Origin of the sequence: Glaciihabitans sp. GrIS 2.15, from assembly GCF_035984695.1 — a bacterium.
In the GTDB taxonomy this organism is placed as follows: Bacteria; Actinomycetota; Actinomycetes; order Actinomycetales; family Microbacteriaceae; genus Lacisediminihabitans.
In genome coordinates this window covers 1-23,086 of sequence record NZ_JAXCHU010000001.1, presented here as the reverse complement: position 1 = coordinate 23,086, position 23,086 = coordinate 1, and the positions used below count along the sequence as shown (strand labels likewise).

The 23,086-nt window shown below is 61.4% G+C and carries 20 protein-coding genes and 1 pseudogene; 9 read left to right on the top strand and 12 right to left on the bottom strand.

Annotation, left to right across the window (positions count from 1 at the left end; all coding sequences use genetic code 11):
• From RCH11_RS00105 to RCH11_RS00090, 4 genes are all read right to left on the bottom strand, one after another.
• Entirely contained in the window at positions 1–921 is a 921-nt protein-coding gene (locus tag RCH11_RS00105; protein WP_327054957.1) for a carbohydrate ABC transporter permease, read from the bottom strand.
• Complete coding sequence (locus RCH11_RS00100; protein WP_327054956.1) at positions 922–1,878, bottom strand: carbohydrate ABC transporter permease; 957 nt, start codon at positions 1,876–1,878, stop codon at positions 922–924. It lies immediately after the preceding gene.
• 11 nt (positions 1,879–1,889) lie between these two features.
• Positions 1,890–3,197, bottom strand: a complete 1,308-nt coding sequence (locus RCH11_RS00095) for an ABC transporter substrate-binding protein (RefSeq protein WP_327054955.1) — start codon at positions 3,195–3,197, stop codon at positions 1,890–1,892.
• Between the two features lie 206 nt (positions 3,198–3,403).
• On the bottom strand, positions 3,404–4,420 hold the full coding sequence (locus RCH11_RS00090) for a LacI family DNA-binding transcriptional regulator (RefSeq protein ID WP_327054954.1): 1,017 nt from the start codon (positions 4,418–4,420) through the stop codon (positions 3,404–3,406).
• Positions 4,421–4,574: 154 nt separating this feature from the next.
• On the opposite strand from RCH11_RS00090, the gene RCH11_RS00085 reads away from it, so the two are divergent.
• Together RCH11_RS00085 and RCH11_RS00080 are read left to right on the top strand one after the other, a co-directional pair.
• Complete coding sequence (locus RCH11_RS00085) at positions 4,575–5,021, top strand: MarR family winged helix-turn-helix transcriptional regulator (protein ID WP_327054953.1); 447 nt, start codon at positions 4,575–4,577, stop codon at positions 5,019–5,021.
• 70 nt (positions 5,022–5,091) lie between these two features.
• Entirely contained in the window at positions 5,092–5,532 is a 441-nt protein-coding gene (locus RCH11_RS00080; protein WP_327054952.1) for an OsmC family peroxiredoxin, read from the top strand.
• Between the two features lie 192 nt (positions 5,533–5,724).
• On the opposite strand, the gene RCH11_RS00075 is transcribed toward RCH11_RS00080, so the two are convergent.
• Entirely contained in the window at positions 5,725–6,888 is a 1,164-nt protein-coding gene (locus RCH11_RS00075; protein WP_327054951.1) for an acyl-CoA dehydrogenase family protein, read from the bottom strand.
• A 163-nt stretch (positions 6,889–7,051) separates the two neighbouring features.
• Between RCH11_RS00075 and RCH11_RS00070 the strand changes: the two are divergent.
• Positions 7,052–8,689, top strand: a pseudogene (locus RCH11_RS00070) (AMP-binding protein).
• 6 nt (positions 8,690–8,695) lie between these two features.
• Here the strand turns inward: RCH11_RS00070 and RCH11_RS00065 are convergent.
• A complete protein-coding gene (locus RCH11_RS00065) occupies positions 8,696–9,286 on the bottom strand; it encodes a TetR/AcrR family transcriptional regulator (RefSeq protein ID WP_327054950.1) in 591 nt (196 codons plus the stop codon).
• Positions 9,287–9,344: 58 nt separating this feature from the next.
• Between RCH11_RS00065 and RCH11_RS00060 the strand changes: the two genes are divergently transcribed.
• The 3 genes from RCH11_RS00060 to RCH11_RS00050 are packed head-to-tail and all read left to right on the top strand — an operon-like array spanning position 9,345 to position 13,832.
• Complete coding sequence (locus RCH11_RS00060) at positions 9,345–10,952, top strand: carboxyl transferase domain-containing protein (RefSeq protein ID WP_327054949.1); 1,608 nt, start codon at positions 9,345–9,347, stop codon at positions 10,950–10,952.
• 5 nt (positions 10,953–10,957) lie between these two features.
• On the top strand, positions 10,958–12,958 hold the full coding sequence (locus RCH11_RS00055) for an acetyl/propionyl/methylcrotonyl-CoA carboxylase subunit alpha (RefSeq protein ID WP_327054948.1): 2,001 nt from the start codon (positions 10,958–10,960) through the stop codon (positions 12,956–12,958).
• A gap of 22 nt (positions 12,959–12,980) precedes the next feature.
• Complete coding sequence (locus RCH11_RS00050; RefSeq protein ID WP_327054947.1) at positions 12,981–13,832, top strand: DNA-3-methyladenine glycosylase; 852 nt, start codon at positions 12,981–12,983, stop codon at positions 13,830–13,832.
• A gap of 171 nt (positions 13,833–14,003) precedes the next feature.
• On the opposite strand, the gene RCH11_RS00045 is transcribed toward RCH11_RS00050, so the two are convergent.
• From RCH11_RS00045 to RCH11_RS00035, 3 genes are all read right to left on the bottom strand, one after another.
• Positions 14,004–14,654 carry a cation diffusion facilitator family transporter gene (locus tag RCH11_RS00045; RefSeq protein WP_327054946.1) on the bottom strand — a complete coding sequence of 217 codons (651 nt, stop codon included), beginning with the start codon at positions 14,652–14,654 and terminating at the stop codon, positions 14,004–14,006.
• A 1,169-nt stretch (positions 14,655–15,823) separates the two neighbouring features.
• Positions 15,824–17,007, bottom strand: a protein-coding gene (locus RCH11_RS00040) for an IS3 family transposase (RefSeq protein ID WP_327054945.1) whose coding sequence is annotated in 2 segments (ribosomal slippage) — positions 15,824–16,749 and positions 16,749–17,007 — 1,185 coding nt in all. Because the reading frame shifts where the segments join, the coding sequence is not laid out codon by codon here.
• A gap of 209 nt (positions 17,008–17,216) precedes the next feature.
• Positions 17,217–18,410 carry an IS30 family transposase gene (locus RCH11_RS00035; RefSeq protein ID WP_442788974.1) on the bottom strand — a complete coding sequence of 398 codons (1,194 nt, stop codon included), beginning with the start codon at positions 18,408–18,410 and terminating at the stop codon, positions 17,217–17,219.
• Between the two features lie 146 nt (positions 18,411–18,556).
• Here RCH11_RS00035 and RCH11_RS00030 point away from each other — a divergent pair, with 146 nt between their 5' ends.
• The 3 genes from RCH11_RS00030 to RCH11_RS00020 all read left to right on the top strand — a co-directional run bounded on the left by RCH11_RS00030 (position 18,557) and on the right by RCH11_RS00020 (position 20,817).
• The gene (locus RCH11_RS00030) at positions 18,557–18,784 is read left to right on the top strand and encodes a DUF2283 domain-containing protein (RefSeq protein ID WP_327054943.1); all 228 of its coding nucleotides are present in this window, start codon (positions 18,557–18,559) and stop codon (positions 18,782–18,784) included.
• A 51-nt stretch (positions 18,785–18,835) separates the two neighbouring features.
• Positions 18,836–19,339 (top strand): hypothetical protein, encoded by a 504-nt coding sequence (locus RCH11_RS00025; RefSeq protein ID WP_327054942.1) that lies wholly within the window; start codon positions 18,836–18,838, stop codon positions 19,337–19,339.
• Positions 19,340–20,538: 1,199 nt separating this feature from the next.
• The gene (locus tag RCH11_RS00020; protein ID WP_327054941.1) at positions 20,539–20,817 is read left to right on the top strand and encodes a hypothetical protein; all 279 of its coding nucleotides are present in this window, start codon (positions 20,539–20,541) and stop codon (positions 20,815–20,817) included.
• On the opposite strand, the gene RCH11_RS00015 is transcribed toward RCH11_RS00020, so the two are convergent.
• From RCH11_RS00015 to RCH11_RS00005, 3 genes are all read right to left on the bottom strand, one after another.
• On the bottom strand, positions 20,808–21,326 hold the full coding sequence (locus tag RCH11_RS00015) for a VOC family protein (RefSeq protein WP_327054940.1): 519 nt from the start codon (positions 21,324–21,326) through the stop codon (positions 20,808–20,810). The genes RCH11_RS00020 and RCH11_RS00015 overlap by 10 nt on opposite strands.
• A 636-nt stretch (positions 21,327–21,962) precedes the next feature.
• Positions 21,963–22,718 (bottom strand): NUDIX hydrolase, encoded by a 756-nt coding sequence (locus RCH11_RS00010; protein ID WP_327054939.1) that lies wholly within the window; start codon positions 22,716–22,718, stop codon positions 21,963–21,965.
• Positions 22,719–22,864: 146 nt separating this feature from the next.
• Positions 22,865–23,086 (bottom strand): hypothetical protein (locus RCH11_RS00005; protein ID WP_327054938.1); only part of this gene is annotated, 222 nt, incomplete at its 5' end.

Here is a 23,086-nt window from a genome sequence, read left to right as displayed (position 1 = left end):
TTATCCTTTACTTGCCCCGAGGGTGAGCCCGGCGACGAACTGGCGCTGAAGCGCCAGATAGATGATCAGCGTGGGAATCACCGTGATGATGGCCCCGGCTGCGAGCAGGTTGTAGTTGGACAGGAACTGCCCCTGAAGATTGTTGAGCCCGGTGGTAACCGGCAATTTGCTTCCGCTCTGGATGAACAGGAGTGGCCAGAAGAAGTCGTTGTAGATCCAGATGATCTCCAGAGTTCCGAGTGCTGCCAGGGCCGGGCGGGTCAACGGCATGATGATCGACCAGTACTGGCGCCACACACCCGCGCCGTCTACGAAGGCAGCCTCGGTCATGTCCTGCGGAAGGGCTTTCATGTAGTTCGACAGCACAAAGGTGCAAAAACCGACCTGGAATGCCGTATCGACCGCGATGACAGCGAAGTAGGTATTCAGAAGATTTCCGGAATCACTGACGCTGTATGGCAGTTCGAAATGCTTAAACATCTCGAACAGCGGGGCAGCGAGCACCTGGGGCGGCAAGAGGTTTCCTGCCGTGAACATGATCAACAGGGTGATGTTGAACTTCCAGCTGAAGCGGCTCACCGCGAAGGCCATCATCGACGCGAACAGTAGCGTCAGGATCACGCTGGGAACCACGATGATCGCCGAATTAGTGAAGAGCGTCGCGAAGCCGCCCTGATTCCACGCCGTGATGAAATTCTGGAAGTTGAAGGAACCGCCGAAGCTGAAGTAGCCGAACTTGTCGGTGTCGGCCTTCGGCCGAAGGGCAGTAAAGACCGCCCAACCCAGCGGGATCAGCCACAGGATTGCCATGACGATCAGAAAGAGATGGATGCCGTACCGAGGGCGTTGCATCGATCCGACCTTGGTCGGTTTGCCTGATTTCGTGTTCGCTGTCGACTGTCGAGCACTGACCGTGGACATTCAGACCTCCTTCTTGAAGGTGCGACTGAGGTAGATGATGATGGGCACAAGCGAGACGACCAGCAGGATTGCGGCCAGAGCCGAGCCGACCCCGATGACCTGCCCCTCCCCCACCAGATTCTGGATCACCAGGGCGCTGATCAGTTCCAGGCCGTTCGTTCCACGGTTGATGATGTAGACGATGTCGAAGGCCCGCAGCGATTCGATGATCGTGATCACCACGATCACAATGTTTATCGGTCGCATCACCGGGAAGACCACCCGAAAGAAGGTCTGGACGGCATTTGCCCCATCAAGCGACGCAGCCTCTCGAAGGGACGGATCCACTCCTTTCAGACCGGCCAGATAGAGAATCATGACGTACCCGGCATGCCTCCAGGTTGCCGCGATGAGGGCCGCCCAGATGTTGACCTTTGGATCGCCGAACCAGTCCACCGCCCTGGCTGTGCCGGAGGTGCCGAGAAGGAAGTTGAGCAAGCCATTGTTCTGGGAGTAGAACAGCTGCCAGATCACTCCGATCAGCACGAGGGACAGCATCACCGGGCCGAAGAAAATGCTCTGATAGATGCGGGTTCCTCGGATGTTCTGGTCGAGCAGGATTGCCAGGAGCAGTCCAAGGGGTGTGGCGATCACCGCCAGGAAAACCAGCCAGAGCACGTTGTGCTGGAGAGCAGGCCAGAACGGCGGATAGTCATTGAAGACATAGGCGTAATTCGCAAGGCCCGCCGGGCGAATGTCCGAAAAGGCGAGCCCGTTCCAGCGCACGAACGACAGGAATACCGAGATCACCGTCGGGATCCAAATCAGTACGAGCTGGATCAGGGTCGGCACGAAGACCATGGCCCCGAGGACGATCTTGTCGCGACGGGACAGCAGGCTATAGCGGCGGCGGCGGGGCCGGCCAGGAGAAAGGACTCCCCTGGCCGATGCCGGTGCGCCGAGGGTCGTGTCGGCCATGATGCTTTCTGCTACTGGGCGGCGTAGAGCGCTTTTGCCTGCGCCTCGAGGTTGGCGGTGTCGATCGTTCCATCCTTCAGGAAGCCCTGAAGCGCAGGAATCATGACGTTGTTGGCCATGGCCGGCAGCGCATCCCGGTCGAAGAACTGGCTGACCGATTTCGCCTTGCTGATCACATCCGCGAGCTTCTTATTGAAGTCGCTGTAGCCGGAGGTGTCTGCACCCTTGGCCGTCATGAGGTTCGACTTATCGACCGAGAAGTAAGCCTGCTGGCCGGCCGGGGTTCCCATGAATTCGAGGAACGCCTTTGCAGCCGGATTGCTGCCGCCTTTCTTCGAGAGCATGAGTCCGTCGATAGGGGCCTCGACGGCGGTCATACCCTCCTCCGCGATCTCCGGGAACGGGAAGAAGTCGATATCGGCGAGCACGGCGGCATCCGTGAACTGCTGGGTCACAAAGGAACCGAGCAGGTACATGCCGGCCTTGCCTTCACCGAGCAGTTGGGCACCCTCTTGCCAGGTGAGGCCGAGTGCGTTCGGCGACTGGTAGGGCAGCATCTGCTTCCAGTTGTCGAAGACGTCTTTGACCTTTTTCTGGTTCCACGATTCTTTATGCGCGGTGAGGTCCATGTGAAACTTGTAGCCGTTGGTGCGCATGTTGATGTAGTCGAACGTGCCCATGGCGGGCCAGCCGTCCTTGTCCGCGAAAGCGATCGGCACGAGGCCATCCGCCTGCATCTTCTTGGAGAGCGTGATGAGGTCATCGAACTTGGTGGGAACCGTATAGCCCTTGGACGCCCACACGCTCTTGCGGTAGAAGAAGCCCCAGGGGTAGTTGTAGTTCGGCACGAAGTACTTCTTGCCGTCGTCCGCGGTCGAGGCTTTGGTGAGTCCCGCGCTGAAGTTACCTCCGATCTTGCTCCACACGTCATCGATCGGCGCCGCGAGCCCCTTACCGGCGTAGTAGCGCATCCGGTAACCGGCGAACCAGGTGAACGAGTCATCCGGGCTGCCCTGCAGGTAGGTGTTGATGTTGTTCTGAAAGTCGTTGTGAGCGACGGTGTTGGTCGTGACTGTGTCACCGGATGCTGCTTGGAAAGCCGCGACCACTGCCGCGTATGCGCGCTTGGGCACGTCATCCGAGGAGCCCGACCCCAGGGTCGTGGTCTTCGAGCCGGTCGCTGTCGGTGTACTGCCTCCCGGGCTGCAGGCGGCGAGCATGCTGATGGTCGCCACGCTTACCGCTCCGGTGAGAACGGCCCGCCGGCCGAGCTGGCTGCTTCCGATGTTTCCGAAGGCGCTCAACTTATCTGATGTCATCGCGATTACTCCTTTGTAATGTGCAGTGCTGTGTAAAGCAGGACAGGTACAGACTGGCCCTCAAATCGAGCTTCTCGCTATGACCATCTACGAATCACACGTCGGGAGCGCCGGTCGGTGCCTCAAATATACGCCCGTGCGAGCGCTGGGTCTACTGCAGTAGATTTTCGGCGCAGAATATTTCTCCCGGCACTGTGCGCGAGCGATTAGAGGGGTAGGCAGCCGCAGGATTGCCGCACTATCAGCTCGGAGGTGAACGACCGATGCTCGGGTTTCGCGTCGGCACCTCGACCGAGTGCGGCAACTGCTGCTCGCGCCATCGCCTCGACCGGCTGGCGCATCACCGTGAGCGGTGGCCAGCTGAATTCCGACTCCGAGGACCCGTCGAAGGAGACCACCGCCATCGCTCCCGGAACGTCGATGTGAGCCTCGTGCAGGGCGCGGAGCAGCCCGATTGATTGCAGGTCGGAGATCGAATAAATCGCCGTCGGACGCTGCGGATCCGCGAGCATCCGAATCCCCGATTGGTAGCCGCCGTTGCGCCCCCATTCGCCTCGCACGACGGGCCCGAGGGGCAGGCCCGCCGCGACCAACGCATCCTCCCACCCCTGCTCCCGTGCGGTGGTGGTAAGCCCGCCGGGCGCACCGGAGACCAGTCCGATTCGACGATGACCGTGGCCGATGAGGTGCTCGACTGCCACTCGGGACGCCACTCGAAAGTCCACTCCCACACTGGAGAACCCGGGCAACGGCTCTGATCGATCGAGCATGACGACCCGCACTTTGGCCGCTGTCGCGCTGCTGAGGTTGGGTTCATCGTCTGTGCTGGCGAGCAGGAGTCCATCGACCTGGCGCGAGACCAGCTTCTGCACCTGCTCGTGCTCCTTGCTCGGGACGAGGGCAGAATTCGTGAAGATGACCGAGAGCCCGGTGTCCGCTGCCGCCTTCTCAATGGCGCGGGAGAACTCCGCGAAGAAGGGGTTGGTGTTATCAGAGAGCACAAGCCCGATGAGTTCGCTGACGCCGAGTTTGAGTGCTCGGGCGGCCGCATTCGGACGGTAGCCCAGGCTGTTGATCGACTCGAGCACCCGCGCACGGGTCGCGGGCGCCACGTTGCGCGGCCCCGAGTTGACGACATAGCTCACCACCGCAGTGCTCACTTTGGCGTGTAGAGCGACATCTTCGCGAGTGATCGAAGGGCGATCCTCAGGCGGTGCAGGCACGGCATCCTCTTCGACGTTGTGGTCGCTGCACGCAACGGATTTGCCGCGCGTCGTGGGCCAAATCCTACCCTTGGCTCAATTCGGCGCGGGTTCCATCCTTTTTTTAAATAGGTTGTACACAATTGAATTGTGTTCAATGCGCTAGGGTGATGGCATGACCCCGAGCACAGATGCCGTGCCGAAGCTCCAAGACCAGATCTGCTTCGCGTTCTATAGCGCCTCGCGAGCCATCACCGCGCGCTATCGCGAACTGCTCGCCCCCCTTGGGGTCACCTACCCGCAGTACCTCGTGCTCATGGTGCTGTGGGAGACCGATGCGATCACGGTGAGTGAGCTGGGCGATCGGCTCCAACTGGACTCGGGAACGCTCTCCCCCCTGCTGCGTCGCATGGAGAAGGCCGGGTTGGTCAAGCGGAGCCGGCGCAGTGAAGACGAGCGGAGTGTGCAGGTATCGCTCACAGCCCACGGCGACGGCCTTCGCCTGCTGTCGGTGGGCGTGCCCGAACTGGTCTGCGAGTCAACCGGGCTCCCCCTCGGGGAGCTCCAGCGCCTCACCGGTCAGGTCACCGCGATCGCAGCCAACGCCCGTGCCTCCCAGTAGCTCCTGAGTCCAAGAGTACCCAAGTCCACTCGGGCGGATCTCCCGCCCGTGAGAAGAAAAGAGAAAATCAATGCCAACTCGCACCGCACGCACCGCTTGGAACGGCAGCCTCGAAACCGGCGAAGGCCAGGTCGAGATGACCAGCTCCAAGATCGGAACCTACGACGTGTCCTTCCCCAAGCGCGCCGCCGAGGACGCCAACGGGTTCACCAGCCCGGAAGAGCTACTCGCCGCCGCACACTCGGCGTGCTACGCAATGCAACTCTCTGCCGTGCTGGGTGCGGCCGGAGGCACTGTCGAATCACTCGACGTGAAAGCCGACGTGAGCCTCGGTGCCGATCCGGCCGGCGGATTCCGCCTCACCGGTATCCACCTCACTGTGCGTGGCGAGGTGACCGGCATTGACAGCGCCACCTTCCTTGCCGCCGCGGCCGACGCCAAGACCGGCTGCCCGGTGAGCAAGGCTCTCACCGGGGTGGAGATCACTCTGGACGCCCAGCTGGAGGAGTAAGCCTCTCAGGAGGTCGCTCGGTGGATCGACTTGAGCCGCACGTAGGGCGCGACGTTGTTTGCGGCTTAACAGCTAATGACATGGACTGTCGGTTTTGATGTGGCGCGCGGATAACCACCCACGCGACCACGTCGAGATCGGCATCCTCTGTTCTCCTCTCGGCCGGCGAAACACCCTTGTTAGGCGGTAAGCCTAGAAGCCGAGTTCCCGCGCAATGAGCATGAGTTGCACCTCGGTAGTGCCCTCTCCAATCTCGAGAATCTTGCTGTCTCGATAGTGCCGGGCGACAACGGTTTCGTTCATGAAGCCGTAGCCGCCGTGGATCTGGGTGGCGTCCCTCGCGTTGTCCATCGCGGCTTCCGAGGCGACCATTTTGGCGATCGACGCATGCTTTTTAAACGGCTTGCCCGCGAGCATGAGAGCGGCCGCGTCGTAGTAGGCCGTTCTCGCGACGTGTGCCCGCGCCTCCATCCTGGCAATTTTGAAGGCGATGCCCTGGTTGGCGCCGATGGGGCGCCCGAAGGCCTCTCGTTGCTGCGCGTATTTCACGCTCTCATCAACGCAGCCCTGCGCTGCGCCGACGCTGAGAGCGGCAATGGCGATCCGTCCCTCGTCGAGGATGCGCAGGAAGTTCGCGTAGCCGCGACCGCGCTCGCCGAGAAGGTTCGCTTCCGGAACTCTCACGTCGACAAAACTGAGCGGATGCGTGTCCGATGCATTCCAGCCCACCTTGTTGTACGCCGGCTCGACAGTGAGCCCCGCGGTCGATGTCGGCACGAGGAACGTCGAGATCTCTTTCTTGCCCTCCGCCCCGACGCCCGTGACCGCGGTCACCGTCACGAGCGTCGTGATGGCGGTGCCCGAGTTGGTGATGAACTGCTTGCTGCCATTGATCACCCATTCACCACCCTCCTGCTCCGCGCGAGTTCGTGTTCCGCCCGCATCGGTTCCCGCGCCGGGCTCGGTGAGACCGAAGGCAGCGAGAGCCTCTCCGCTCGTAAGCGATGGGAGCCATTCCTGCTTCTGCGCGTCGTTGCCGAACCGATAGATGGGCATAGCACCGAGCGAGACGCCGGCCTCTAGCGTGATCGCCACGCTCTGGTCGACCTTGGCAAGTTCCTCGAGGGCGAGGCAGAGGGCGAAGTAGTCGCCTCCCATCCCGCCGAATTCTTCGGGGAACGGCAGCCCGAAGAGGCCCATCTCAGCCATCCCCGCGACAACTTCGTAGGGGAAGCTGTGATCGGTGTCGTGCTGCGCGGAGACGGGCGCGACCACGGATCTCGCGAAGTCCGCGACGCTCTCGACCAGTTGTCGGTAATCGTCGGGGAGGCTACCCGTCGTCAGGTAATCGGTCATCGGTACCCTCTCGTGGCTATGTCATCCGCGATATCACTCGGAATTTTCAGTTATGCGCGGCTAACTGTGAAGTAAGGTTAGCAAGCAATAACTGAAAATCCCAGTGCGTCGTGAGATGCGATGCAACTCGTGTCGAGCATCCCTTCTCAGTGTGGAGAACCCAATGCAGCCAGGACCTTTCGGACCACAAGACAGCTATGACCGGGGCGCAGCGACCCAGCCGCTGCTCACCCAGACCATCGGCGCAAACTTCTCGTCGACGGTTGCCCGGTTCGGGGAACGGGAAGCCCTCGTCGAACGGTCGAGCGGCCGGCGGTGGACCTATACCGAGCTCGACGAGGAAGTGGATGCCGTGGCCCTCGGCCTGCTTGCGCTCGGTGTGACGACGGGCGACCGGGTCGGCATTTGGGCGCCGAACTGCGCCGAGTGGGTCTTGGTGCAATACGCGACCGCGAAGCTCGGGGCGCTGCTCGTGAACATCAACCCGGCCTATCGCACCTACGAACTAGCCTTCGTGGCCAAGCAGTCTGGCCTCCGCACCCTCGTGGCTGTTTCCGAGTTCAAGGGCTCGAATTATGCCGACATGATCGATGCGATCCGGCACGACTGCCTGGCGCTCAAGGATGTGGTGCTGATCGGATCGGAGTTATGGAACGACCTGATGAGGGCGGGGCGGCACGGCGACCGCTCACAGCTGGACGCCATCGGTGCCAGACTCGAAGCCGACGATCCGATCAACATCTAGTACACCTCAGGAACGACCGGATTCCCGAAGGGCGCGACGCTGTCGCACCGCAACATCCTCAATAATGGGTTTTTTGTCGGCGAACTGATCCGATACTCGGAGAACGACCGGATCTGCATTCCCGTGCCCTTCTACCATTGCTTCGGAATGGTGATGGGCAACCTCGCGGCGACCAGCCACGGTGCGGCCATGGTCATCCCCGCGCCCGCTTTCGATCCGCGGCTAACCCTCGCTGCGGTCGCCGAGGAGCGCTGCACGTCCCTCTACGGCGTGCCCACCATGTTCATCGCGATGCTCAACGACCCGAGCTTCGACCAGTCGGACCTCTCGAGCCTGCGTACCGGAATCATGGCTGGGTCACCCTGTCCCGCCGAGACGATGAAGCAGGTGATCGAGCGGATGGGCGCTGGCGAGATTTGTATCTGTTATGGCATGACGGAAACATCTCCGGTCTCGATGCAGACGCGACTCGATGACTCGTTTGAGGTGCGGGTCTCGACTGTCGGGAGCGTGCATGAGCACCTGGAGATTAAGATGATCGACCCCGAGACCGGCGAGGTTCGGCCGCGCGGCGAGATCGGTGAGTTCTGCACTCGTGGTTATTCGGTCATGCTCGGATACTGGGACCAGCCCGCCAAGACGGCCGAGGCCATCGACGATGAGGGATGGATGCACACCGGCGACCTCGCGATGATGGATGCCGCGGGCAATGTGAGCATCACCGGCCGCATCACAGACCTCGTGGTTCGCGGCGGAGAGAACATCTATCCGCGGGAGATCGAGGAATTCCTGTTGACCCATCCCGACGTCCTCGACGTACAGGTGATCGGCGTACCCGACCAGAAGTACGGGGAAGAGCTCATGGCCTGGGTGCGCATGAGGCCCGATACGACCTCTCTCGACGCCGCGAAGGTCAAGACTTTCAGCACGGGAAGACTGGCCCACTACAAAATTCCGCGCTACGTGCATATCGTCGACGAGTTCCCGATGACCGTGACGGGCAAGATCCGCAAGGTCGAGATGCGTGAGACGGCCCTCGGGCTGCTGGGACTGTAGCAGTCGTCAGCCCGCAGGAGCGCTCCCGAGCACCGTGGCAAGCGCCGTGTCGACCAGAACGGCGCGCACGTCGGTCGCGCCGTCGAGCTTTGTGCTGTACGGCGTGGAATTGAGCACTCCGAACAAGGCATGCATCTTCACTTCAAGATCGGCCTCCGACAACTCGGGGCGCAGCCGCGCAACGATCCGCTGCCAGCCCTGGATGTAGCGACGCTGCACCTCCCGCACCCGATGGTTGGGCACGACCGGGAGGTTGGCGAGCTCGCGATCCTGGATTCGGATGACGTCTCGCTCGGTGATCGCGAAGTCGGCATGGAAGGAGACGAGGTTGCGCAGGGTCTCTAGGTCGGGGGCATCCGCCGCGATCGTCCTCTCGTAACCGGCGAGCAGTCTCTCGCTCGCGTCCACCAGAAGCTCGATGAGCATCGCCTCCTTACTGGCGAAGTGTCGGTAGAGGGCCGGGCCGCTCACTCCGACGGCGGCGCCGAGATCTTCGATGGAGACCGCACGGTAGCCGCGCTCGGCAAACAGGTGTCCGGCCGCGGCGAGGTACTTCTCCCGTCGGTGAGCCTTCTCGGTTGCGCGCCACGTCTCCACCACACGGCAACTATAGGCGACGCTGGACATTTCAGTTAGCGCTCGATAACCTAAATTTATGCACAGACTCACAAGCGAAGCACGCCTGGCGAGCCCCGAGTTCCACGCCAACGAGGCGGCTCAACTCGCCGCGGTCGCAGAACTTCGCGAGCGCCTGGCCGCTACCGCACAGGGCGGCTCCCCGGCGTCCCGCGAACGGCATGTGAGCCGCGGCAAGCTCCTGCCGCGTGACCGGATCGACCACCTCGTCGACCGTGGCAGTCCGTTTCTCGAGGTCGCGCCGCTCGCTGCCAACGGCATGTACGACGACGAGGTCCCCGGCGCCGGAGTAATCACCGGAATCGGTGTCGTGCACGGCCGCCAGGTGATGATCGTCTGCAACGACGCGACGGTGAAGGGCGGTACCTACCTGCCCATGACCGTGAAAAAGCACCTGAGAGCACAGGAGATCGCGGCGGAAAACGAGCTGCCCTGCATCTACCTCGTCGACTCCGGCGGCGCCTTCCTTCCCCGGCAGGACGAGGTGTTCCCCGACCGGGATCACTTCGGCCGCATCTTCTATAACCAGGCGCGGATGTCGTCCCGGGGCATCGCGCAAATTGCGGCGGTCCTTGGATCGAGCACGGCAGGCGGTGCCTATGTGCCCGCGATGAGCGACGAAACGATCATCGTGCAGAACCAGGGCACCATTTTCCTCGGCGGGCCGCCGCTGGTGAAAGCGGCGACGGGCGAGGTCGTATCGGCAGAGGACCTCGGCGGCGGCGTCACCCATACGAAGTACTCCGGCGTAGCCGACCACCTCGCCGACGACGACGAACATGCGCTGCAGATCGTGCGCGATATCGTGGCGCAGCTACCTCAGCCGCGCGATCGCGCGTGGGAGGTGGCCACACCCGTTGCGCCGACTGTCGATCCGTCCCAGCTCTACGGCGTAGTGCCCGCTGCGCTCTCGACGCCCTACGATTCTCGCGAGATCATCGCGCGCGTCGTCGATGGCAGCGACTTCCACGAGTTCAAGCGCGACTACGGCGCGACGCTCGTGACCGGTTTCGCCCGCATCCATGGCCATCCCGTCGGGATCATCGCAAACAACGGTGTGTTGTTCTCGGAGTCGGCGCTCAAGGGCGCGCATTTCATCGAGCTCTGCGACAGGCGAAAGATTCCGCTGCTGTTCCTGCAGAACATCACCGGGTTCATGGTTGGCCGCGAATACGAGCGCGGCGGCATCGCCAAGCACGGCGCCAAGATGGTCAACGCCGTCGCGTGCGCGCGCGTACCAAAGCTCACCGTGGTCGTCGGCGGATCGTTCGGCGCCGGTAACTATTCGATGGGGGGTCGTGCCTTCTCCCCGCGCTTCCTCTGGATGTGGCCGGCGAGCCGCATCTCGGTCATGGGTGGCCCGCAGGCGGCGTCGGTGCTCGCGACTGTTCGTCGCGACCAGCTCGAGGCGGCAGGCACCGAATTCTCGGCCGAGGACGAGGCACAGTTCATCGCGCCGGTGCTCGAGCAGTACGACGTGCAGGGCAGCCCGTACTACGCGACCGCGAGGCTGTGGGACGACGGGATCATCGATCCGGCCGACACTCGTATGGTGGTCGGACTCGCCCTCGAGATCTGCTCACGGGCGCCGATGGAAGACGTCAACTACGGCGTTTTTAGGATGTGACGCCGATGTTCGATACCGTACTCATCGCGAACCGAGGCGAGATCGCCTGCCGCATCATCAGCACCCTCCGGAAGCTCGGTATCCGGTCGATCGGTGTTTATAGCGACGCGGATGCAGGGGCGCGGCACGTTGCGCTCGCCGACGTCGCGGTGCGCCTCGGGCGTGCCGCGGCGGCGGACAGCTACCTCAACATCGAGAAGATCGTCGCGGCAGCCGTCGCCACTGGTGCGCAGGCGATCCATCCCGGCTACGGCTTCCTCGCCGAGAATGCCGCATTTGCGACGGCGTGTGCGGCAGCGGGGATCGTCTTCATCGGGCCGAGCGTTGAGGCCCTCGAGGTGATGGGAGACAAGATCAGCGCGAAGGCGCAGGTCGTGAAGCGCAACGTGCCGATCGTGCCCGGTCTCGCCGAGCACGGACTCTCCGATGAGCAGCTTGCAGCGGCGGCCCTCATTATCGGCTTCCCTGCGTTGATCAAGCCATCGGCCGGTGGAGGTGGCAAGGGGATGCACCTCGTTCGCACGGAGAGTGAGGTGAAAGCTGCGATCGCCGCTGCGCGCAGGGAAGCAGCCTCCTCGTTTGGCGACGACACTCTGTTCATCGAACGGTTCGTGCAGAATCCGCGCCACATCGAGGTGCAGGTGCTTGCGGATAACGAGGGCAACACCGTGCACCTCGGAGAGCGCGAATGCTCCCTCCAGCGGCGCCACCAGAAGGTGATCGAGGAGGCGCCGTCGCCGCTGCTCGATGAAGTCGTCCGCGCGAGGATCGGCCGGGCCGCGGTCGACACGGCGAAGAGCGTCTCGTATCGCGGCGCAGGCACGGTCGAGTTCATCGTCTCCGCCGACTCGCCCGATGAGTTCTTCTTCATGGAGATGAACACCCGCCTTCAGGTTGAGCATCCTGTCACCGAGCTTGTTACCGGACTCGACCTGGTCGAGTGGCAGTTGCGGATCGCCGCTGGCGAGAACCTCGACTTCAGCCAGGACGATGTCGTGCTCACCGGACATGCCATCGAGGCACGCATCTACGCCGAGGACCCGCAGCACGGTTTTCATCCGACCGGCGGCACCGTGCTCTCGCTGACCCACCCCACGGGGCAGGGTGTGCGAGTCGACAGCGCCCTGATTGAGGGTCTCACCGTCTCCTCGGACTACGACCCGATGCTCGCGAAGGTCATCGCCTGGGCTCCCGATAGGGAGGGCGCTTTGCAACGTCTGCGGGCCGCCCTGAACGACACCGTGACGCTCGGCGTCACCAACAACGTCGAGTTCCTCACGCTGCTCCTTGCCGACGCTGATGTCATCACCGGTACTCTCGACACCGAGCTGATCGAGAGGCGCCTCGACGGATCCGCATTCCACGCGGCCGACGCTGATGTTTTCGCGGCAGCGGCGCTCATCATGCACGCTCGCGGCTTCCCCGGGACGGGTGCCGGGCCGTGGCAGCAGCGATCCGGGTGGCGTCTGGGAGCGGCGGCGGCATCCGTGTACCGGCTGGCCACCGGACCGGAGGAAGCTCGCACTCTGGTGCGGGTGCTTGGCACGCCGGTTGACGCCCTCGTCACCGTAGATGACCGTGAGCCCACACAGGCCAGCGTGAGCATCACGGGAGCCTCGGCGCGGGTGAGATTCGGCGACTCGACGGTGACGCTGCGGTTCGCCCACGACAGCGTTCGGCTGTATCTTGCCTCCGGCGGTGCGTCCTGGAGTATCACGGACGTTCGGTCCGAACGGAAGTCCGCGGGCGCGGTCGGTATGAACCCGGAGCTTCGTTCGCCGATGCCGGGAGCTGTGGTTGCGATCTTCGTCGAGGACGGTGCCGAGGTCGAGGCGGGCACGCCGGTTCTGAGCATCGAGGCGATGAAAATGGAACACGTGCTCAGGGCATCCGTAGCAGGCACGGTGGTGTTGCAGGTGCAACCGGGCGCGCAGGTGTCGGCTGACCAGGTGGTCGCGTCGATCGTGACGGTGCGGGGCGCTGCTGTAGTCGACGAAGCATCATGATGGAACGGCGGATTGAGCGAGCGTGCTGAATGGATTTCACCTGGCGAATCGAGAGTTTTTCGCCCGTGAGGTGCTCGACGTCGCACCCGAAATTCTCGGCTGCATCATTCAACGGACGGATGACGAGGGCACGGTGACCATCCGGATCACCGAGGTCGAGGCGTATGCGGGTGAACGCGACCCCGGCGCTCATACCTATCGGGGCAAGACGAATCGTAATAAGACGATGTTCGGTGCCGCCGGGCACCTCTACTGCTATTTCACCTACGGGATGCATCACGCGCTGAATCTCGTCGCCGGACAACCGGGGCAACCATACGGTTGTCTCATCAGGGCGGGAGAGGTGATGGAGGGTATCGACATCGCCCGCAGTCGTCGACAAAGCCGACCGCGAAAGGCACCTCTTCTTGATGCCAGTTTGGCGCGGGGCCCTGCCTGTGTTGCCCAAAGCTTCGGGGCAACCCTGGTAAACGATGGTGATGATCTTTTTGGCGGACAGTGGAAATTTTTCGTTCCGGATGACGGTGTGGTGTTACCCCACCGGACCGGACCGCGCGTTGGAGTCAGTGGTCCCGGTGGAAGTGCGACGAATTTCTCCTGGCGATACTGGTTAGCGGACGAGTCATCGGTCTCGGCCTACAAGCCGGGCCGCGTGGAGGACGAGGCTGGGGATCAGGACGGAGTCCGGGTGCCTGTGGGTCGCCTCTGGCCACGCGGCATGAAGAAGGTCACTATTGAAGGCTTAGTTGTCACTTCATTGAGGCCGCGAGTGAGGCCGGTTGGTCCATTATTTCAAACTCGATCGGATGAGTCGAATGCCCGATTGTGTAGACACAGGTTGGCGCCATGCTCCCAGTTGAACAGCCAGTGCTAGGACCCGCATCGATAATCTCGAATTCACGCACGCACTATTCGCGCCTCGATGTCATGCGGGCGGAGTCGTGCGGGCGAAGGCCCCTCCGCTGGCCACGGCCGTTGTGGCATCCGCAAGCCGTCGGCAAGCTGTTCGGTGAGCAGCCTGATGTGACGGCAGACCCACCCGGTGTCAGTCGTTATCGAAGTCGATATCGGCCCCGCGCAGCGCGGCGATCGCTTGGATGGCGAGCCGGATTCCTGAGTAGCCAATCACAGCAGCGAGAACGAGTGCAATGACCGGATCGAGCCAGTAGAGCCCGCCGGTGAGCCAGATGATGGTGCCGGCCACGAGCACTCCAGCCGCGGCGGCGGCATCCGCAAGCGTGTCGATGAGCACTGATTTCATGTGGATGTCTTCGCGATGCGAAGAAAAGCCGAGCACGAGCGCGCCGGTGATCATCACCGCGAGGGTGATCAGGCTGACGATGGCCATCGGGAGTCCGAGAACAGCGGGGGAACCCTCGCGCAGTCTCACGATCGCTTCGGTCACGACGCCGATGGTGACCGCAACGAGAATCATGGAGTTGATGAGAGCTACGATCGCGATCGGCTTGTTGGCGCCGGGATGCTCCGAGTTGCGGTCCCGCAGTGCCACCGCGATCAGCCCGAGGGCCAACGCGACTGAGTCGGCCAGGGTGTCCCCTGCCGCCGCGAGCACGCCCACTGAGCGGGCTGTGATGCCGACGGTGACGAGTCCGCCGATCAGGGCGATGTTCAGCACAAGGACGATGGCGAGCCTGCGGCTCTGGCTGAACCGTGGTGTGCCAGTAACCGTGCTCATGCGTCGGTTTCGGATGCGACAAAGGATAAGAGCCAGAGCGGACGGCTCCGACGATCGACAGAATGGGGAGAACTCACTCCATCATCCTTCCAAACTCTGCCGGGCGAGACCAAACGGGGTGCGCCTTGCACTGTCGACCAGGGCGCGCCTACCGGGGCAGGCGTTCGTCGGCAAGTCGAATGACCGGGGTCTTCTGCGCGAGCTCGTAATCGTTGGCGCGGAAGCTGCTCTCGATCCTTTTCCGTGGAAGCCGGCGGCGTATTCCTGCGTGATGGTCAGGTTCTGATGCCCGAGGATCCTGGCAAAGATGTGCGCTCGCAAACCCGAGCACTGGGTCCAGGATTCATGCGATCGCCTGAGCGGAACAGGGCATCCGCTGCTCACGAACATTTCGGGTTAAGCGTCCACAGTCGTCTCTGTCTCAGAAAGATACAGCTGTGGCGCATCGAGTCTCAACGAATGGTGACAGACAACCAGAAGCATGCCGAGACGCGAATCACCACACGAGCAGTGACAGCAAATCCAGACCTAGACCGGAATCAAGAAGGGAGGCACCTGAGCTCCGGTCAAAACAGAAGGCCCTCCGACCAAATCTAGATTTGGCAAGGGGGCCTTTGACTGTTGCGGGGACAGGATTTGAACCTGCGACCTCTGGGAGCTTTCTGAGGTGTTCTCAGCAGCCCCGAATCTTGTCGGAAATCCCCGGAAACGCTTGGAATTTCAAGGAAACCGGTTAGCTTCTTGCGTGCAGTTTATCGGATTGTTTTGGGTTTGTGGTCCATCGTTTGTGATGAGTAAATGATGACCGATCGAGATGTATCGGGGCGCTCCCTTTGTCACTCTCCGCTTCGTGCGAAGTTAGACATGTAGGCAACACCACACGTCAAAGATAACGCCAATTGTGTTCGGAGGAGTTGAACTGTTCCGTTGCCCTCGCGCGCAGAATCACGAATCCGCATTCTGGCCCGTAATCGACGGACAGTTGGCAGGTTGCCATGTGGCACTGCGTCGAGATGCAACCTCTTCACAGCCCTTAGCGCCTGCGTTAGCACTTTTCGCAATGCGGGCCTGCCTGTCAGAGCAGCGATCAGCGTACCCGAACTGAGATCGCCATCGAAGCGGTTCTGGGCTGCTGCGAGGATTTCGGACAGCGGAATTAGTGGATTCTTCTACGCTGCCAGGGCTGGCTGCTGATAACCATAGTGGACTTCGTTGGGGCGTCGGTAGCCGAGGCCTGAGTGCCGGCGTCGACTGTTGTAGAACCCCTCGATGTAGAGGATGAGGTCTTTGCGAGCCTGGGCTTTGGTCGCGTAAACGGTCCGGTAGACGCGCTCGTTTTTCAGCATCGAGAAGAACGATTCGGCCATACTGTTGTCCCAGCACACGCCGGTGCGGCCCATGGACGAGCGCATTCCTAGGCTGATCACTAAGGCTCGGAAATCGGCCGAGGTGTAGACGCTTCCCCGATCGGAGTGCCAAATCGCGTCCGGCTCGATCAGGGTCGTCGCAGCAGCATTCTTGAGCGCGTCAGCGACCAGCTCGGTGCGCATGTGGTCAGCGATGGACCACCCGACGACCTTCTTGGAGAAGCAGTCAATGACGGTGGCCAGGTAGACGAATCCTTGCCAGGTGTGGATGTAGGTGATGTCCCCGATGAACTTGCGCCCGGGGCGGTCGGCGGTGAAGTCGCGTTTGAGGAGGTCGGGCATGGTTGCCGCGGCCACCGTGTCGGCCTCCGTGGTGATCCGGAATGGTCGTGGGTGGCAGGCCACAAGGCCCTCCTGGCGTATCATCTGCCGCACCAACTCGGGGGAACACTGCGTCTGCTCCGCAGCAAGGTCCGCGTGGATTCGGCGATACCCGTAGGTGCTGTCGGACTCCTCAAAATAGTGCCTAACCCGCACGAGAAGGGCCTGTCGGCGGGCCGACGTCACCGATTGGGGGCGCGTCAGCCAGTGGTAGAAACCAGACGTTGACACCTCCAACCAGCGGCACATTTTCACGACCGGGTTGCGGTTATCGGGCTCAGATTTTTGGGAGTCGATGAATTCGTACCGGCTCACTACCGCTGCTCCCACGCGAAGTAAGCGGCCGCTTTTTTCAGGAATTGGGCCTCAGCTTTGAGTTCCTGCACTTCTCTCTCAAGCTCCTTCAGACGAGCTCGTTCGGGGACGGTCAGTTCCGTCTCGGTGCCGCCGTTCGCTTCGCGGTGCTTGATCAGCCAGTTGCGCAGAGTCTCGGGGCCGACCCCGTAGGCCTCAGCGACGTCCCTGATCGGTTTGGACGTGCTGATCACCTCGCGGCACAACTCGTCTTTGAACTCCTGGGTGAATTTTCGGCGTGCTGCGGTCATGCTGATCTCTACTTTCAGTACACCCTCATTTTAAGAGGGCCCACTGTCCGAGATACCCGCAGCAGCCCAGACCGACTCAAACGCATCTGTTGCGTATGACGTACGGGAGCGGGAATTCCTAGCGGGACACCTATACGGGAAATCATTGCGTGCCGAGAGGGTCCGATGTCAATAACCGCCGGGGAGTGTCCGCAAGAGGTCCGGCGGATTCAAGCGGTCGTTGCAACGATGGGTTTTTCTGGGTTTGACAGTAGTCGTTGCATGGCTTGGGCGGGGGTGATCCCGCCGAGTGTTTTGCGGGGCCGATTGTTGAGTTCGGTTGCGACTTCGAGCAGCCGTTCGGGTGAATGGATGGAGAGGTCGGTGCCCTTCGGAAAGTATTGGCGCAGCAACCCGTTCGTATTCTCGTTGGTGCCTCGTTGCCAGGGCGAGTGTGGGTCGCAGAAATAGATCGCCATCTTGGTCGCCAGGGTGATCTGTTTGTGTTGGGCCAGCTCGGTTCCCTGATCCCAGGTCAGGGACTTAGCCAGCCGTTCGGGAAGGGTTTTGATGGTTGCCAGCAGGCCATCACGAACGGTGATCGCGTTGTGGTCGCCGGGGAGGTGGACCAGCATGGTGAACCGGGTCTGACGTTCCACCAAAGTTGCAATCGCGGACCGGCAGTTCGACCCCAGGATCAGATCCCCCTCCCAATGACCGGGAACAGCACGGTCGGCCACTTCCGCCGGCCGCTGGCTGATCATGATCATGTCCGGGATCTTGCCCGAGTTTTTTGCGGCAGGTCGTCTCGGACGTCTGATCGCACGGCCGGTGCGCAAGTGTTGATGCAGGTCAGCCCGCAGGTGGCCACGACCTTGAACATAGAGTGCTTGGTAGATCGTCTCGGGACTCACCCGCATCTCCTGCCGGTCCGGAAATACCACCGCCAGATGATCACTGATCTGTTCCGGACTCCATTTCACGCACAACTTCGCCTGCACCAAGGATGCCAGTTCCGGGTGGTCGAACTTGCTCCCCTTGGGGCGGCGGCCCCGATGCTCGGCCTGTTTCTGCGCAGCATACGGGGCATACCGGGTTCGTGCTCGCGGGCCGGTCTTGGATCCACCTCGGGCCAGCTCCCGACTGATCGTGCCGGCCGAGCGGCCCACTTCGACAGCGATCATCCGCATACTGGTCCCCGTCAGGTGCAGGTCAGCGATCTGCACCCGCTCCTCCACAGACAGGTAACGCCCCGATAGCTTCGGCTTCGGCAACGGAACCCGACCTCCTGTCGGTTGGCGCCAACGCCGTCCAGTTCGTCGATCCACCCCCACAGCATCACATGCTGCAGACGACGTCGAACCCCCGGCAACTAACACCCAGAACCGTTCCCGCTTCTGAACCAACGCATCCTTCGACCACACAGACAACACCTCACTGACAAACGAGTGTTGCAACGACCGGCTGAACCCGCCGTCCCGCTTACGGACACAGCTCTGATGTGAGGGGAACGCGGGTTGGTGTGTTCCGTATGTACCCCCCTAGTGCGACTCATCGGTAGCCTTCGCGAATGGATTTCACCTTTGAAGCTAACAACGATTCGGCGTATATCTCCTTCCTCACAAATGAGAGTCGATGGAGTCAGGCCGTAAGATCCGTAACCCTCCTCGATACCAACGTGCGCGAAGATATAGTCCTGGACTTCGATGATGATGGTCACTTGATCGGGCTGGAGTTCCTCACTGCTCGCCGAAACCTGAGACCCGAAGTCCTCAAACAGGCACGGCAACAAGGTTGAGCCGAGACGAAGTGGTGATCCCAGATACGTCGGAGCAGGAGGGGACCCGTGGTGATCAAGCGCCCTAGGATCGGTGACGTTTTCACGATCCCGACAGGAGATGGTCGGTTCGGTGTCGGCCAAGTCGTCGCGACCTACGGGAAGGACGCCTACTTCTTTGCTGTCTTCGGACCCTTAGTGTCAGCCGCCGACTTGCCAACCCGGCTTATCGAGGTACTGGCCGGTCCCGCGGAAATCCTCGCCCTATCCTTGGACGCCAAGATCCACACAGGCCATTGGAAGGTGGTGGACTGGATTCCCGTTCGTGACGATCTACCGCTTCCCGCGTTTAAAGAGGCGGTGGCGTCGGCCGACCACTTCGATGTAGTGAATTACTCGGGCTCTCAGCGACGGCGAGCAAACAAGGATGAGGTTGCCCGACTGCCCAACCGGAAGATCGTCGGACCCGTGCGATTGGAGCGAGCGCTCCGGGCCAGCGCGGGTATTGAGCCCTGGCTGGATGCGTTTGACGAACTCAGGCCACGTGGGCTGACCTCCAGGGAGGCCTTCCGCTGACGCGCTTCCCAATCCGCCGTCGAGTGGGCTGAGCCACCGCCTGTTCGTAAAGATCGGGCTCCCTGGATCGGAATGACACGAACGGAGGCGGTACGCAAAACAGATCGAGCAAGAGCTTGCGCTTCAAGCGTCGCCAACATCGGCTCTGGCCAAATTCGATGACGATGGATCGCGGCTCTCAAATCAAGCGAAACAAATTTCTCAACAGCAAGTCCCGGAAAGCGACTGAATCGGCAAATCGCTGAGACGGCCTTCAACTCCACGGTCACTGCGTCAGTTGACGTTCCCTTGTGACACAACATCGGCACGGTTGATGGTTGGGTCGTGTGGCCCGAGATCTGTCGCGCTTGCCGTCCGGCATACGGGCAGCAGTGCCGCTGTTCCATTCCGAAGAAAAGCGGAAATCCAACGTGAAGAGCAACATCTTCCGCCGGTTCCGTCGAGATCAATTGTTTTCGGCCTGTGTCGCTCTGGTTCTGTCGATAAAGCAGCAGGGTGGAGTGAAGCTGATTTTGTCGCGGGCTTCGTACGTGGCCTTCGCGGCGTTTGTCGACAGCGTTCGGGCTGTTCTGGGGAACATGGGGTGCGCTACTTCCCGCTTTTCGCAGCCAGGCTTCTCTCACCGATGCGGAGTTCGGGACCGTTTTGCTCTTCATTGGTGTCGGTGCACTGCCGGCAATGCTCCTTTCCGGCCGCGCGGTCGATCGGTGGGGCGTATGGGTCGCCGGCATCATGCTGATTTCCCTCGCTGTCGCAGCCACAATCGTTGGAGCGACCGCGCACAACTTCGTCTCAGCATCCATCTCGATGCTCCTACTGGGTGTTGCCTCCGGTGCGTCAGATATCGCCATTAACTCTCTTGCGGACCGTGCTGAGCAGCAAACGGGTAGCCGCATCATCACCCGCTCCCACGGGGTGTTTTCTCTGTTCGTGGTCATCGGCAGCCTGGTTGCCGGCACAGCCCGCTCGGTCAACCTGAACCCACTCACCATTTTTCTCAGCACCGCGGTTGTGATCCTGATTTTGGGGAAAGGCGTTGCCCGGCTCGCAAAGACGTCCGATTTCGCGAGCGGCGGAGATGTGAGGGGAGGCGAGCGTCCCGCCCTGGGATCTTTTGCACCATTCGCAGAAGTCGCCGCTGGAGGAAGGCACACCGAGACGGGTTTCGCAGCACAGGCGTTCCGACTGGTCTCTGGCGCATGGCAAACCTCGTTGAAAAGATCGCAGAGTCGCTCAAGGATTTCGGCGTCACGCACAACTACGGCGCCTCGGTCACCGTCAGTGGCGTCGAGATTGTTCCGGTCTCGCTCGTCTGGCTCGGCTACGGAGGCGGAAACGACCAGGACGAGAACGGTGGATTCAGGCTAAGCCGCCCGCAGGTCCTCATGCTCCGGACGCGTTCGGGTCTACCGCCTACGGGTCAGGCCGGGAGCAAGGCCCCGACGGCCGGCAGGCGTGTGGTGCATTTTTATCCGTAGAGCTCGGGATCCAGTTCATTGACTTTGATGAGAAGGCCACCAGGGGCGCGCAGTTGAAGCTGTCGCCCAAATCCTTCATCCCTGACGGAAGAGACAACTTCCACTCCCGCCTCGGTCACGAATAGCTCAAGGTCGTCGACGTTTCTCGTCTCAAAGTTCAGCTCTACGACGCTATCGCCTTGTTCAGGGTTAGCCGGGTGGGCAAGAAGGGATAGCTGAGTCTCTCCAAGCGACAGCAATACGAAATCTCCGTCTCGCGAGCCGTTGACGATCTTCGCTCCTAGCGCTTCGTAGAAAGCGATGGATGCAGGCATGTCATCAATGTGCACCATGGGCTGCACAGTCACCGCTGGTTTTTGGGTCATTGAGTCCTCTTTCGATAGGTGGATTGTCAGAACTTTTTCCAGCCAATCGGAGAGCGAGTGTTGGTCGTCGATGGCTTGGTGTTTCGCCGCTCGGATGAGCTCAGGCGGAAGAGTTACGTTGAACTGCTGCTTCTGGGTCGGCACACCCCATCGTAAAACCTATATATCTATAAGTCTAGGTGACCGACTGTTGCGGGTTGCTGTTTCCTCCGATGGTCGATGTCGGTTTGCAGGTAAGTTGTGGTCCAGCCGGTTGAGTGGCAGTTCGACACGTAAGGCGAAGCAGTAGATCAGCCATCGCTTCGTATGACGGGGAAAGTCGATGGGCTCATGAGCGTCCGGTGTCGGCAGGTCCAAACTGCAGACGGTCTCGTTCCCTTGACGGGAGAAGCCATACAGCAGTCCGTGGCAAACACTTCCGGTTCATGGATGTGCCAAGGCTGGCTTGCGCAAAGCGAGACTAGTCACGGCGCTGACGCGAATAGCCACCATGGATCATACGAAAGTGCCTTCGACGACGACACCGCCGATCTTTATGGCTACATACTCTCGTTGACGGTCAACGACGAGACTGACAGCGCCGCGAAGTGGCTATGAAATAGCGCAGAGGGCTCGTTATTTCATGTCTCCTCCGGTCGGCTGCATAGGCAGGTCGCGCTAGCGGTTCCCATCTGACACACGTCGCGTGCCGCTCTGCAATTGTCGTATTCGTATTCACGTTCGAGGTGCGTTGTTGATCTTCCGTCTTGTCGGCGGAGTCTTGCCACCGCCTCACTGGAGTCAGTCCAGCCGGAGGGATTGCCCCGTTGCTCGAAAACGTTCGAAGAGCGGTAACAGATAGTCGGCCGGTCGCCCGTCGAGCAAAGCGAGGCCTGCGGCATCGGTAACCAAGGCAACTTCCGCGAACTCAGGCTCGCGCCCCATCAATCGCTCGGCAAGGACAACAGAACCGTGACGCTGAAGGATGAACTCAACGGGCAAGCTCGGGGCGAGAAAGAAAAACCCTACGTTCCCGTTGGAAGTACGCGCAACTGCCCACAGGGCGAGGTCGTCAGGGGCTGCGTCAATTCCCGTCTCTTCGGCGAGTTCGGCTGCGGCATGGCGTCGCAGTGCGGAAGTCGTGATTTCCTGCCCCGGCGGCGGCGGCTCGAGGTTGCCGCCAGGGAATTGGATCACTCCCGGGCTACTCGTAGATCTTGACATGTGGCCCACCAGCAGGCGGCCGTCCAACGCGGGCTGCAGCACGCAGACGAATACCGATGACAGGGCGGGAGCGCTTGGGATTTGCCGAACCGTGCGGTCGCGATAGGTTGCGCGGGACCAGCTGACCTCAAGGTGAGGGGAGATCTGGCGGAAGTCACAGCAGAGGACTACTGGCCCATCGAACAAGGTCGGGTTTGCGCGCACCATCTCAGCCCATGCGCTGTCCACCGCGGAGAGAATCTCAAGCGATAACGCGGGGCCCGGAACCTCCTCAAACCGAACATCCAGAACGTCGAACAGCATTAAGCCCGACCCGAGATCGCTGGGGTGCATGTGGCGAGTATTCCATGAACGCGCCACTTCTGATCTCCGTGTCGGCACTCGTTAAAAACCCGGCCACCCGAACAGATTGGTTAGATGACAACAGACACCGTTTTCGCAGTCGCACTGCGCCGCTGATGGTTCCGCTTACGACGCCTTTAGGCTACTGGCGTCGTGGGGGTGTATTCGATGGCGGCAAGAATCGCGGTAGTGCCCATAAGCGAACTCATCCAGTTCGTCTTCTGCGTCAGTGCGATGATTCGCGCATCCGAGTATGGGAGTAATGCTTGCCGAAGGCTTTCGCTGGCTCGACCAAGATCGTTCCCTCGGACGGTGACAGTAACAAGGGCTTGTGTGTGCGTTAGTGCCATGCGCTGAGA

Excerpts from the sequence above, each read along its gene's own strand:
- RCH11_RS00060 (WP_327054949.1), top strand. The coding sequence starts at position 9,345 with ATGCACAGACTCACAAGCGAAGCACGCCTGGCGAGCCCCGAGTTCCAC.
- RCH11_RS00105 (WP_327054957.1), bottom strand. The coding sequence starts at position 921 with ATGTCCACGGTCAGTGCTCGACAGTCGACAGCGAACACGAAATCAGGC.
- RCH11_RS00030 (WP_327054943.1), top strand. The coding sequence starts at position 18,557 with ATGGATTTCACCTTTGAAGCTAACAACGATTCGGCGTATATCTCCTTC.
- RCH11_RS00020 (WP_327054941.1), top strand. The coding sequence starts at position 20,539 with ATGGCAAACCTCGTTGAAAAGATCGCAGAGTCGCTCAAGGATTTCGGC.
- RCH11_RS00080 (WP_327054952.1), top strand. The coding sequence starts at position 5,092 with ATGCCAACTCGCACCGCACGCACCGCTTGGAACGGCAGCCTCGAAACC.
- RCH11_RS00100 (WP_327054956.1), bottom strand. The coding sequence starts at position 1,878 with ATGGCCGACACGACCCTCGGCGCACCGGCATCGGCCAGGGGAGTCCTT.
- RCH11_RS00075 (WP_327054951.1), bottom strand. The coding sequence starts at position 6,888 with ATGACCGATTACCTGACGACGGGTAGCCTCCCCGACGATTACCGACAA.
- RCH11_RS00045 (WP_327054946.1), bottom strand. The coding sequence starts at position 14,654 with ATGAGCACGGTTACTGGCACACCACGGTTCAGCCAGAGCCGCAGGCTC.
- RCH11_RS00010 (WP_327054939.1), bottom strand. The coding sequence starts at position 22,718 with ATGCACCCCAGCGATCTCGGGTCGGGCTTAATGCTGTTCGACGTTCTG.
- RCH11_RS00055 (WP_327054948.1), top strand. The coding sequence starts at position 10,958 with ATGTTCGATACCGTACTCATCGCGAACCGAGGCGAGATCGCCTGCCGC.
- RCH11_RS00095 (WP_327054955.1), bottom strand. The coding sequence starts at position 3,197 with ATGACATCAGATAAGTTGAGCGCCTTCGGAAACATCGGAAGCAGCCAG.
- RCH11_RS00085 (WP_327054953.1), top strand. The coding sequence starts at position 4,575 with ATGACCCCGAGCACAGATGCCGTGCCGAAGCTCCAAGACCAGATCTGC.